The sequence below is a fragment of the Sulfitobacter aestuariivivens genome (assembly GCF_014763045.1).
GTDB classification, from domain to species: domain Bacteria; phylum Pseudomonadota; class Alphaproteobacteria; order Rhodobacterales; family Rhodobacteraceae; genus Sulfitobacter; species Sulfitobacter aestuariivivens.
On record NZ_JACTAG010000001.1, the window covers coordinates 1,526,933 to 1,539,038 of the forward strand.

Consider the following 12,106-nt stretch of genomic DNA (forward strand, 5'->3'; position numbering starts at 1 on the left):
CGTCACTGGCAAAGGCGAAAACCGCCGTTCCGCTCTTTGATATCGAGATGCAGATGATCCGCGTGGGCCGCATCCGTTCCTGGCCCCAGAACTGTGCTGAAATACAGGCAGGATCCGGCGCGTACGGTGCGTTGAAAGGCTTCGGCCATGGTGCCTTCACGCTCGCGCGGCTCAACGCGCACCGGGTCCCCCTGTGAAAAGCGGAATGCCATGATATCTATCGCGTTGCCAAAACTGTGCTCGGACAATTTTCCGTCCGCAGCATTGTTGCGTCTGCGGCAGATATACCCTGATCCCTGATCGATCCCGCTCAGCACGCCGCGTTCGGGCATTTGCCGCGCGGCGGGCACCACCACATCTGCCACCCACTGACCTAACGCGGCCGCAGTTTCGCATCGCAATTCGGCGGCGGGTGTGACATCGACACCCGGCACGATGCTGCTGACAATCACCGGATCGGCAATGCCGCAAGCGGCATCCTCGGGATCGCTGCGGGGGGGGCCGGGAACAAAGATCGTGCCCAAAGCGTCGAGTTTTTCCAGACAAGCGGCCTGGCCGCCGGGATCGGCGACAACCTGTGCGGTGTCCGGCGTGGACGCCGCAGCGTCGGCCGACTCCGCTTCGATCTGGTCAAGGCGGTCTTCGGGGTCCGGGCGTTCTGGCGGAGTTGCCGACGTTTCAGGCGGCGTGACGGTCTGTGCTTGGGCCATGCCGACCGGCGCGATAAGCCCCAAGGCAAGGACAAGGGCAAGGCGCGTCATTCCTCAAAGACCACGGAAACCCCTGCCGAAACCATCCCCGCCAGTTCTCGTGCGTCCCAATTGGTCATCCGCACGCACCCGTGGCTTTGCGCTGTAAAGAGCGCCGCAGGGTCCGGCGTGCCGTGGATCCCATAGGTTGGTTTGCTCAGGTCGATCCAGACGCTGCCAACCGGGCCATTGGGCCCCGGTGGGATTTGCAGGACCTGATCATTCTCACCCTGCTGAAAGTTCTTGTCTGGATTGTAGGTATACGTGGGGTCAATCGCGATGCCATTTACCTCGAACGTGCCGGCCGGCGATGGAGTCTGGGAAGAACCAACGCTGACCGGGTAATTGGCGACAATCGTGCCGTCTGCCGTCTTGGCCACCAGCCGCTGGCTGGATTTGTTGACAATGATCTGTGCCACCTCCGCTTCAGCCGGGTCCTTTGGTGCGACGACTGTAATTGTGCTGCCAGCGCTAAAGTCGCTGTCAGGATTCAGTGTTGTCAGAAAATCCACATCCATGTGAAATGCCTCGGCCAAAGCCTCAGCGGCGGTCACATATCCCAGCAGGTCCTTCTTTGCCATTTCGGCATAGTCTTCAGGGTTTTCACCAGTGAACTGAGACAGATCGCTTTCGGTGATCTGGTGCTGCTTGACGATAGCCGATGCACCATCTCCGCCGAGCTTGTCCCAGACGGTCTGGTCAAGCACACCGTCAACCTCAAGCCCTTCGCGGGTTTCAAACGCAGATATGGCCGAGGTCGTCATTCCACCGCGATAGCCGTCGATCACCCCGGGCGAGATGTCAGCGCGGTCAAGCAAGACCTGCACTTTAACGGCAAGCCCCGATTGCCCATCAGGCAGCGCGCCACCATTGTAATCCGCATTGCTTATCGCATCAGCCGTGATGCTGGCCTGCGCGGTCGTTGCGACAAGCAGAAAAGTGGCGGCGCAAAGAAATTTTGTCATGGAAATCCTGTATGTTGGCGCAGTAATGCGTCTACAGAAGCAACCTCAGCCGACGGCATCCGGTTCCGTGCCATGTCGGGTTTTTCCGCGATTTGCTTGGCGGGTATGCGCCAAGTTGATTTGGTTGCGCTGGATGTTGCAGTGATCTGCGGACGCTAGGCGATGGTCTTCAGCTTGGCCGAAACCCTGCTAAGACTCGCGGCGGTGTGCCACTTGCTGATTAGCTCCACACCACCTAGACCAGCGTCATGGTGGAATGGATCATAAGTGAAGGACTGACGGACTATCGCACCGCAGAGGCGTGGATGGAGGACCGTGCGAATGCCATCGCTGCGGGTGAGGCAGAGGAATGTATCTGGCTGGTGGAACACCCTGCCCTCTATTCTGCCGGCACGTCAGCCAAAGCGTCAGACCTGACCGACCCTGAGCGTTTTCCAGTGTACCCGACCAAGCGCGGCGGGCAATACACCTACCACGGCCCGGGCCAGCGCGTGGCTTATACGCTGCTGGATGTGGGGACGCGCGGGCGGGATGTGCGTTGCTTTGTCCGCCAGTTGGAAGACTGGGTCATTACCACGCTGGATCAGTTCAATGTCACAGGCGAAATTCGCCCCGGGCGCGTAGGTGTCTGGGTTACCCGGCCCGAAAAGCCTCTGAACGCTGATGGGACCACCGCCGAAGACAAGATCGCCGCCATCGGCATTCGCCTGCGCAAATGGATCAGCTATCATGGCATCAGCATCAACGTGGAACCGGATCTGGAACACTTCAGCGGTATTGTTCCGTGCGGCATTACAGAGCATGGGGTGACGTCGTTGGTGGACCTTGGCTTGCCGGTGACGATGCAGGATCTGGATGTGGCTCTGAAATCAACTTTCGAGACGATCTTTGAGCAGTGAGCCGCGCCTGAAGCTTTTGTTCAAGTTCATCACCCGCAAATTCTGAAAGAATTTCCACAAATTCGGTCGGTGAGATTGGCTTATCGATAAAGCACTTTACGTTCGGGTCCGCTTCTGCGCGCATATGATCAGCTGACAACAGGGACGTGGATAGCATCACGATGACCTGCTGGATCTCACCATCAAGATCAAGCTCTGCGTATTTTTCGAGAAACTCGAACCCGCCCATGCGCGGCATATTGATATCGAGGAAAATCAGCTCCGGCAGCGGCGCCTTGGCGGCGATCCGGGACCGCAGATAATCCAGCGCCTCAAGCCCGTCGGTTGCAACCGCGACTTCCTTAACCTGTCCGCTGCGTCGAATGAGGCGCTTGTGCAGCAAGTTGGTCACCTCGTCGTCGTCGACCAGCAGTATCTTGTTAATGTGCGGCATGATCTGTTGCTCCTATTGGAAATGTTGCGGTAAATGTCGTGCCTTTCCCCAACTGACTGCTGAGGTCGATGCCACCACCACTGCGCAGCAAGCGCTTGCGGATCGTGTGAAGGGCCACGCCGTTTCCTTCGGGAAACTTGTGCGCGCGACGGAAAAGACCAAAAACCTTTTCCTCATCCTCTGGCAATGTCAGCCCGGTCCCATTGTCGGACACGCACAGATGAACGCGCCCCGCCTCGATCCAGCTGCGCAGTGACACCCTGGGTGGGACTTCGGTACGCCGATACTTGAGCGCATTACCCACAAGGTTGTCAAAAATGCTTTCAACTTCCTTGAGGCCATAAAACACTTGGGGCGCGGCGGAGAAGTCGGCAACGACCTCCGCGTTGTGGGCGGCAATTTCATTTTGCAACAACTCGCGGGTCGCACAAAGCGCCTGTTCAAATTCGATTATCTCGTGGTTTGGGGCATCGTCCGACCGCGCGCGCGCCACCTCGACCAGCGCGTCTACCTTATAGAGCGCCTGATCGCTGGCACGTTTCATGAGATCGACAAGGTCAGCTGCTTCTTCATCCAGATCATCCCGCGTCTCAAGCAGCATCTCGGCAAGACGGCAGATGTTGGAAATCGGCATTTTCAAATCATGTGTAGCGATATAGGTCATCTGCTCAAGTTCTTCGTTCGTCTCGACCAGTTCCCGGGTCCGCGCGGCAACCCTGTCTTCCAGATCGCCGGCCAGTGCAGCCAATTCACGCGTACGATCCTTAACGCGCTGCTCAAGTTCAGCGTTGGACTGCGTCAGCGCAAAACTCGCTTCCTTTTCCAGTGTGATGTCATTCGCGACACCGATATGGCGCAGCACCTCGCCATCCGGCATGCGATCAAACACCGCGTCATAGCTGCGCAGCCAAACCGTCGTTCCCTGCCGGGTGATGGCACGATACTCAAAGCTGGATGTCTCGCCATCCGGCAATTTGCCAAGCCCGGTAAAATGATCGCTCAGCGGGACCACATCATCGGGGTGAATGACCTGCCCCAGCAATGCATCCCCCATCTCGCGAATGGTATTCTGTGAATATCCCAAAAGTTCCGCGATCGATCGGTTCGCGTATTCGTTGGACTGAGATTGGTGGTTGAAAATATAGAGAATTCCCGGCGTCAGGTTGATCATCTGGCGCAGAAACTTGTTCTGATCGAACCCGTTTACTTCGGGCGTCGCGTCTGTGGGTGTTTTGTTGGTAATTTGGTTGATGTCCGTCATGAATGGGGCCTTGTGTCACTCCATTCCTGTTATGCGCGAGAAATAGTGTACACGCCCTTAACCCGAACGCGCACGCCTGCCATGCGCGGTATGAGAACGGGACAGCGCCGGTCGGCCCTGCCGGTATCAAGTTTTTCAGATGGTGCGACACACCGCCCATTGCCCCCGGCCAACGACCGCACTAAAACGTGAGCAACTTCAACGACTCTCTGCGGGCGTGCCGTTTGGCATGCGTGCGGTCACCAACCAGGAGGCAAGAGCATGGCAGACGCAGCCATCCACGGCCACGACCACCATGACGAACGCAGTTTCTTTACTCGCTGGTTCATGTCCACCAACCACAAAGACATCGGTATCCTGTACCTGATCTTCTCGGCATTGGCCGGGTTCATCTCTGTGGCCTTCACGGTCTACATGCGACTGGAGCTGATGGAGCCGGGCGTTCAGTACATGTGCCTTGAAGGCGCACGAATGTTTGCCTCTGGCGATGTCTGCACGCCCAATGGGCATCTTTGGAATGTTCTGATTACCGGTCACGGCATTCTCATGATGTTCTTCGTCGTAATCCCTGCTCTATTTGGCGGATTTGGCAATTATTTCATGCCCTTGCAGATCGGCGCGCCGGACATGGCGTTCCCGCGAATGAACAACCTTTCGTTCTGGCTTTATGTTGCGGGCACCACGCTGGCTGTGTGTTCGGTCATCATGCCGGGCGGCAACGGATTGCCGGGCTCGGGCGTGGGCTGGGTGCTCTATCCACCGCTGTCGGTGCGCGAAGCGGGCATGTCGATGGACTTTGCGATCTTCGCGGTTCACCTGTCAGGTGCCTCATCAATCCTGGGCGCGATCAACATGATCACGACCTTCCTGAACATGCGTGCCCCCGGCATGACGCTTTTCAAGGTGCCGCTGTTTTCCTGGTCGATCTTCGTGACCGCATGGTTGATCCTGCTGTCGCTGCCGGTTCTGGCCGGTGCGATCACCATGCTGCTGATGGATCGTAACTTCGGATTTGCCTTCTTTGATCCTGCAGGCGGCGGTGATCCTGTGCTCTACCAGCACATCCTGTGGTTCTTTGGCCACCCAGAGGTTTACATCGTCATCCTGCCCGGCTTTGGCATCATCAGCCATGTGATCGCGACGTTCTCCAAGAAACCTGTGTTTGGCTATCTGCCGATGGTCTGGGCGCTGATCGCGATTGGTGCACTGGGTTTCGTCGTATGGGCGCACCACATGTACACTGTGGGTATGACGCTGAACCAGCAGGCCTACTTCATGCTGGCCACGATGGTCATCGCGGTGCCAACAGGCGTCAAAATCTTTTCGTGGATCGCGACGATGTGGGGCGGCTCTGTTGAATTCAAGACGCCGATGCTCTGGGCGTTTGGCTTCCTGTTCCTCTTCACCGTCGGTGGCGTGACAGGCATCGTGCTAAGTCAGGCTGCTGTGGACCGCTATTACCACGACACCTACTACGTGGTGGCGCACTTCCACTATGTGATGAGCCTTGGCGCCGTGTTCGCGATCTTCGCAGGGATCTACTTCTATTTCCCCAAGATAACTGGCCGCATGTACCCCGAATGGGCGGGCAAGCTGCACTTCTGGGCGTTCTTTATCGGTGCCAACCTGACCTTCTTCCCCCAGCACTTCCTGGGCCGTCAGGGCATGCCGCGCCGCTACATCGACTATCCTGAGGCCTTCGCCTACTGGAACGCCTGGTCCAGCTGGGGTGCGTTCCTGAGCTTTGCGTCCTTCCTGTTCTTCTTTGGGGTCATCGCCTATTCGCTGCGCAAGGGTCCGCGGGTTACCGCGAACAATCCCTGGAACGAATATGCCGATACGCTGGAGTGGACATTGCCCTCTCCTCCGCCGGAGCATACCTTCGAAATCCTTCCAAAGCAGGAGGACTGGGACAAGTCGCACCGCTATCCCGACACCATTGAGGAATGGGCCGGTACCGACCATCCCAGGGATGCGCAATTCGAAAGCAAGACATAGCCTTTTGGAAGGTTGACAGAAAAGGCCCCGCAGCACGCGGGGCCTTTTTTCGTTCCGCGCGGCACGGCCCGGCTCAACCGACCCCGTCTTTGCCAGCCCTTCAATTCCGGCTACCTTGCGGCAGGCCACCCCACCCCGTCCAATAAGGACCTGCGCCGTGATCTATATCGCCGTCCCCATTGTGATCCTGCTGCCCCAGCTTTGGGCGGCTTGGCGTGGCAAGGGTGCCGCACTGCGCGTGTTACTTCTGTTGGCAAGCCTGGTAGCAGCATCAGGTGCGCTGGTGCTGCTTCTGAACCGCACATTCACCACGCCGACAGCTGATAACGGCGGCCTGCACGATACCTACTACGTCGTGGTCCATTATCACTACATTCTGTCCTTCGTGATGGCCCTCGCCGCCCTGGCGCTGCTGCTTTGGAGTGCGGACACCCCGCATCGGCCCCTGCCCCGGATCACAGGATGGCTGGCCTCCCTGATGGCATTGAGCATGACGGTCCTGCTCCTGCAGCTCTTCTCTACCCTTTCAGCGGATCGTATTGAGACCGCCACGACAGGCGCCCTCCCGCGGCTGCAGTGGATCGCAAACCTAACGTTCTCAGGCACTTTTCTGATCCTGTCCGGATTTGCTTTCCTGCATCTCTTTCACCGCCTGAACGACTGGTCAAAATCAACCTGACCGGGCAATCTGGCACGCGCGCAAAGGTGCAACGGTCACACCCCTTGCATCGCGTGGCCTGATGCCGCCATACTTGCCGCATTTGGACACCGCGAGACGTATTTTGGCTCATCCAGTTTCCCCGCACTCGACGCCCGCCGATACCCAGTCTCGCAATCGGTGCAAAATCGGGTCGGCGGGTGGGCGTCTTTGGCCGGAACGGCCAAACAGACCGGCCCCGAAACCAGAACCAAGAACCTCCACAGGCCGCCCTTGCTTACCTCTTTCCTGACCGGCATTGCAACCCCGCCGCGCGGGCTGACACCATCGCGCGCGCGGATGTATCTGATCGTCAAGTTCGGCTCGCTGATCGGGGCTCCGGCGCATTGGCTTTGGGCGGGGTTCTTTTGGTATCTCGACATCCCCTTTCTGGTGATCTGGAACCTGCTCTCGGGCGTCGTATTCACGGCGGTGTTCCTGTCGATCCACCGACCCGCCGCGATGCGCCCGTCGATCATCATTGCACTGCTTGAGATCCCGGCACATGCGGTTCTGGCCACGCTCTATCTGGGCATCGCACCCGCCTTCTGGCTCTTTGCGATCCCCCCCGCGATGCTGAGCCTGGGCATTGATTTCTGGCCGCGCCGCGCCCGTGCGGTCATCGCGACGGTGCTGACCCTGGTGCTGGCCATTTGCCTGACCTACGTGGCCTACGCGGGGCCTGTGGCCGACATCCCGCAGGGGTGGATCGCCTTTTTCGCGGCCATCAACGGGTTGGGCGCAACAGGGCAGCTTGTCGTGACCTTCGGCGTCTTCGATCAGGCCGTCGAACGTACCGAGGCGCGGCTCAAGCGCGAATACGACCGCGCCGAAGGCCTGCTCAAGAACATCCTGCCCGACCCTATCGCCCTGCGGCTGAAGGACGGCGAGACGGTCATCGCCGACGAACACAAGGAGGTGTCGGTGGTCTTTGCCGATATCGTCGATTTCACCTCTGCCAGCGCCCGGCTCAGCCCCCGCGAACTGGTCGAAACTCTCAACACCGTCTTTTCCGAGTTCGACGCGCTGGCGCTGGCGCATGGTGCCGAAAAGATCAAAACAATTGGCGACGCCTACATGGTGGTCATCGGCGTGCCTCAGGCGCACGAAACCCATGCAGAGGCCGCCGTCGCCTTGGCGGTGGCCATGCACCGCACCGCGACAGCACTTGACCATCGGGTCCACTTCCCTGTGCGCCTGCGCATCGGCATCAACTCCGGTCCCGTGGTGGCCGGGGTAATCGGCACCCACAAATTCGCCTATGATCTCTGGGGCGACGCGGTGAATGTCGCCAGCCGGATGGAAAGTCACGGCGACGCCAACAAGGTGATGGTCTCCGACAGCACCCGCGCCCTTCTCGGCGGCCACTACGCCCTGAGGGACGAGGGCTTGCGCGACCTCAAGGGCAAGGGCCCCACGCAGTTCTGGTCGCTTAAACCCCAAACGGCAGATGTCAAAGGTGCAACATGCTGATCACAGGTCTGAACCGCATCGCCAGCTTGTTCCTCGCCATCCCCAAGGGTGTCACCGGAGAAGCCGCACGCTTTTATCTGTTCCAGAAATTCGGCTATTTCATCGCAACCGGACTCCACTTCTTCTGGGCGGTCCTGTTCTTTCTCAACGGCATCCCGGTGATGGGGTACTACAACATCATCGTCTCGGCCCTGTTTCTCATTACCGGACTGGTCTGGCGCAGAATCGCCAACCCGATGTGGCTTTGTGTCCCGCTTTGGTTGATAGAAGTCCCCTTGCACGCGGCATTGGCCACAGGCTTGACCGGCTTCGAAACCCTTTTCTGGCTGGTGCCTATTGTCGCTGCTGCAATCTCGCTTCTGTTTCACCAATGGAGCTGGACAACCCGTGCCATGGTCGCACTGGCGTTGGTCATCTTCATGTTGGCCTGCGCGACGCTCGGTTTCTTTGTTGCGCCAAGGGCGGTGTTCAGTCCGCCCAGCGCGTATCTCTCCATGGCATCCATCGTCCTGTTCACGGTGGGCGGCATGGTCATGTACCTGGGTCTCAATCAATTCGTCGTCGCGGTGACCGAAGCCCGACTGCAGCGCGAGTATGATCGCGCCGAAGGCCTGCTCCGCAACATCCTGCCCGATGCCATCGCCTTGCGCCTCAAGGATGGCGAGACGGTGATCGCGGACGAACATGCCGAGGCCAGCGTCATCTTTGCCGACATCGTCAACTTCACCCAGGCCAGCGCCAAATTGACGCCCGCAGAATTGGTCGAAACACTCAACAAGGTCTTCACCGAATTTGATGCGCTTGCCGAAAAGCACGGCACCGAAAAAATCAAAACCATCGGCGATGCCTACATGGCCGTCGTCGGCATCCCAGAAGCGCAACAAAATCATGCTAACGTCGCGGTAGACCTCGCGCTCGACATGCTCGCAAGCGCCCGCAGGATCAGTGCCGAAACCCATTTCCCCATCGATCTGCGCATCGGCATAAACTCCGGGCCGGTCGTGGCGGGCGTGATCGGGTCGCGCAAGTTCGCCTACGATCTCTGGGGGGACGCCGTAAATGTCGCCAGCCGGATGGAAGCACACTCGGAACCCGGAACGGTGCTGATCACGGATGCGACCAAGAAACAGTTATCAGACCGGTTTACCCTGACGGATGCGGGCACGCGTGAGGTCAAAGGCAAGGGCGTTATGTCGGTCTACTCTGTCGGTCAGGCGACGTAGCGGCAGAGTGCCCGATTGACGCTGACAGGTGTGACCGAATTTGTCATGCTGTGGCCAACCCGTGCTCGTGCGAAAGGCCTTGCTTTGTCCCTTTTTGTTACACCGATCTATGCCGCCCTGCTGATCCTTTTGTTCCTCGTGCTCAGCTGGCGCGTGATCATGTATCGCCGCGCCAACCTGATCTCACTGGGGGACAACGATGACAAGAACCTGCGCAAGCGCATGCGCGCTCAGGCAAATTTTGTTGAATACACCCCCATCGGACTGATCCTGCTGCTTCTGGTTGAGCTTCAGGGCGCGCCAACCATAGCGCTGCATCTGCTGGGCCTCAGCCTTCTGCTGGGCCGTGTTCTTCACGCTTACGGCTTTGCCTCGACACCGCAAAAGATCCTCCTGCGTCAAGGCGGCATGGTCCTGACCTTAGCGATGCTGCTGCTCGGCGCACTTGGCCTGCTGGCCCATGCGCTGATCTGAGCGCCCACGACTTTTTCACCAAAAACGCCGATTTCCCCCTTGCGAAGCGGACTGTGGATGGGTACATCCCCCTCACCCAAGGAAGCGGGCGTAGCTCAGGGGTAGAGCATAACCTTGCCAAGGTTAGGGTCGGGCGTTCGAATCGCCTCGCCCGCTCCAATGGGTCTTCTCATAGGAAATCATCACAGAACTAAGTGATTGATTTCCTAGAGAAGTCCCCAGCAACAAATCTCAGAGCTGAACATACCTGACCAGGGTATCGCACCGATTTGTTGTACAGATGTTGTACAGATCGACCTTTTTCGGCGTATGGTTCTCCAGCAACGCTTCGAAAAATCGTACAACAAAGGTGCTCCATGCCCCTGACTGATACCCAAATCAGAGCTTTGTCTCCATCTGAAAAGCGTGTTCGCTGCTCGGACGGTGGGGGATTGTTCGTAGAAATTATGCCCTCCGGCAAAAAAGTGTTTCGGCTTGCGTATCGCCTGAACGGTGGTCAGCGCACAAAATTGATCGGAGATTATCCTCGCACTTCGCTCGCGGATGCGCGTCTCAAAGCTTCTGCATTCAAACTCGACTTGCGTAGTGATGATCCGGAAGTGGTCGCATTGGCCACACGAAAGCGTGGCTCAGAGATGCCCATCCAGACAGAAGAAGTCAGATGGGAAGACGTCGCGAACGGCTACCTTTTGCTTCGGCAGCAAAGTAGCCCAGCCGCACGAACGCTGGCGAAACTCAATAGACAGATTGCGGTGACGATTGACGCACTTGGTGATCGCCCAGTAACATCGATCACTGCCGAAGACATTCTTGGTGTGGTCAATCCAATCGCCGCATCTGGACGCGTCGAAACTGCGCACGAAATTCGCACACGCTTTTCACAGGTCTTCCGCTACGCAGGTGCACGCGGGTTGGTCACACATGATCCAGCAGCATTCACAATCGACGCGATGGTGCCCAGGCGAAGAGGAGAGTTCTCAGGCATCACCGACCCAAAGGAAGTGGGGAAGTTGCTGGTAGCGATAGACGTTTACCGCGAGAACAACCCAATCGTCGGAGCCGCGTTATTGCTCTCCGCCTATCTGTTCCCAAGAAACACCGAATTACGCGGAATGCGCTGGTCAGAGATTGATTGGGGAGCGGCCCGCTGGGAAGTCCCAGGGGATCGTATGAAAATGGGTCGCGACCACATCGTGCCCCTGCCCTCCCAAGCCATCGATCTTCTCCGCTTAATCAAGAAGTATGATTTTGGTTCTGAGTTTGTTTTGCCCTCACCACGCGACCCTAAGCGCATGGTCTCAGAGATGACGTTCAATGGTGCGTTGCGCCGCATGGGATACCATTCAGATCGCCACGTACATCACGGGTTCCGCACGACCGCCAGCACCAACCTCAATGAAATGGGTTGGAACTACGATTGGATTGAACGCCAGCTTGCGCATGTTCCAGCCAACAAAGTGCGTTCGAGCTATAACAAGGCTCAATATTTGAATGGGCGGGCAGAGATGATGCAGGCTTATGCTGACTGGCTGGACGTCTGCTTGGAAAAATCTGTCGCTGATCGCTAGGAGATTTTGAAAAGCTGACCTAAGATCGACCGGCCTGGGACTTCGTAACCCTTGGGCATCGCGATGCTCTTCAAACATGGAGAGATCGTGATGCGGATACTATCAAAAAAGCAGTTGAAGGAGTTGGTCTTGTACTCACCTCAGCATATCGCACGAATGGAAAAAGCCGGGAACTTCCCAAAGCGGATACGCCTCGGCCCAAACCGCGTGGGATGGGTCGAAGATGAAGTGCTGGAATGGCTTCAGCCCCGGCTTGAACACCGATAGCCTCTTACGGCGTTCCTCCTTAGGAGCGTGGGATGGCCAAGTGTGCACAACTTGGCCATCCTAACCAATGATGGTCCGACACGGCGTGTTGCAGACAAT

The 12,106-nt window shown here is 57.9% G+C and carries 11 protein-coding genes, 1 tRNA gene and 1 pseudogene; 9 read left to right on the top strand and 4 right to left on the bottom strand.

What is annotated here, in order from left to right; all coding sequences use genetic code 11:
• Window positions 1-2: 2 nt before the first annotated feature.
• Together H9Q16_RS07525 and H9Q16_RS07530 are read right to left on the bottom strand one after the other, a co-directional pair.
• On the bottom strand, window positions 3-761 hold the full coding sequence (locus tag H9Q16_RS07525) for an extensin-like domain-containing protein (RefSeq protein WP_191074702.1): 759 nt from the start codon (window positions 759-761) through the stop codon (window positions 3-5).
• Window positions 758-1,714, bottom strand: coding sequence for a L,D-transpeptidase family protein (locus H9Q16_RS07530; protein ID WP_191074703.1), 957 nt, complete (start codon window positions 1,712-1,714; stop codon window positions 758-760). Before H9Q16_RS07530 ends, H9Q16_RS07525 begins: the two co-directional genes overlap by 4 nt.
• A gap of 248 nt (window positions 1,715-1,962) precedes the next feature.
• On the opposite strand from H9Q16_RS07530, the gene lipB reads away from it, so the two are divergent.
• The gene (gene lipB, locus H9Q16_RS07535; RefSeq protein ID WP_191074704.1) at window positions 1,963-2,613 is read left to right on the top strand and encodes a lipoyl(octanoyl) transferase LipB; all 651 of its coding nucleotides are present in this window, start codon (window positions 1,963-1,965) and stop codon (window positions 2,611-2,613) included.
• On the opposite strand, the gene H9Q16_RS07540 is transcribed toward lipB, so the two are convergent.
• Window positions 2,507-3,046 (bottom strand): response regulator, encoded by a 540-nt coding sequence (locus tag H9Q16_RS07540; RefSeq protein WP_191074705.1) that lies wholly within the window; start codon window positions 3,044-3,046, stop codon window positions 2,507-2,509. The genes lipB and H9Q16_RS07540 overlap by 107 nt on opposite strands.
• Window positions 3,033-4,307: a sensor histidine kinase gene (locus H9Q16_RS07545; protein WP_191074706.1), complete on the bottom strand. Its 1,275-nt coding sequence runs from the start codon at window positions 4,305-4,307 to the stop codon at window positions 3,033-3,035. Before H9Q16_RS07545 ends, H9Q16_RS07540 begins: the two co-directional genes overlap by 14 nt.
• Before the next feature lie 261 nt (window positions 4,308-4,568).
• Here H9Q16_RS07545 and ctaD point away from each other — a divergent pair.
• The 8 genes and pseudogenes from ctaD to H9Q16_RS07585 form a co-directional block, all read left to right on the top strand.
• Window positions 4,569-6,236, top strand: a pseudogene (ctaD, locus tag H9Q16_RS07550) (cytochrome c oxidase subunit I); the annotation flags it as partial.
• 226 nt (window positions 6,237-6,462) lie between these two features.
• Window positions 6,463-6,984, top strand: coding sequence for a hypothetical protein (locus H9Q16_RS07555; protein WP_191074707.1), 522 nt, complete (start codon window positions 6,463-6,465; stop codon window positions 6,982-6,984).
• A 252-nt stretch (window positions 6,985-7,236) separates the two neighbouring features.
• Window positions 7,237-8,475, top strand: a complete 1,239-nt coding sequence (locus H9Q16_RS07560) for an adenylate/guanylate cyclase domain-containing protein (protein WP_191074708.1) — start codon at window positions 7,237-7,239, stop codon at window positions 8,473-8,475.
• Window positions 8,469-9,698 carry an adenylate/guanylate cyclase domain-containing protein gene (locus H9Q16_RS07565; RefSeq protein ID WP_191074709.1) on the top strand — a complete coding sequence of 410 codons (1,230 nt, stop codon included), beginning with the start codon at window positions 8,469-8,471 and terminating at the stop codon, window positions 9,696-9,698. The genes H9Q16_RS07560 and H9Q16_RS07565 overlap by 7 nt, the downstream gene beginning before the upstream one ends.
• A gap of 84 nt (window positions 9,699-9,782) precedes the next feature.
• Complete coding sequence (locus H9Q16_RS07570; protein ID WP_191074710.1) at window positions 9,783-10,172, top strand: MAPEG family protein; 390 nt, start codon at window positions 9,783-9,785, stop codon at window positions 10,170-10,172.
• Between the two features lie 84 nt (window positions 10,173-10,256).
• Window positions 10,257-10,331, top strand: a tRNA-Gly gene (locus H9Q16_RS07575).
• 197 nt (window positions 10,332-10,528) lie between these two features.
• A complete protein-coding gene (locus H9Q16_RS07580) occupies window positions 10,529-11,740 on the top strand; it encodes a tyrosine-type recombinase/integrase (protein ID WP_191074711.1) in 1,212 nt (403 codons plus the stop codon).
• A 90-nt stretch (window positions 11,741-11,830) separates the two neighbouring features.
• Complete coding sequence (locus H9Q16_RS07585) at window positions 11,831-12,007, top strand: helix-turn-helix transcriptional regulator (protein ID WP_191074712.1); 177 nt, start codon at window positions 11,831-11,833, stop codon at window positions 12,005-12,007.
• The last annotated feature ends 99 nt before the right edge of the window (window positions 12,008-12,106 follow it).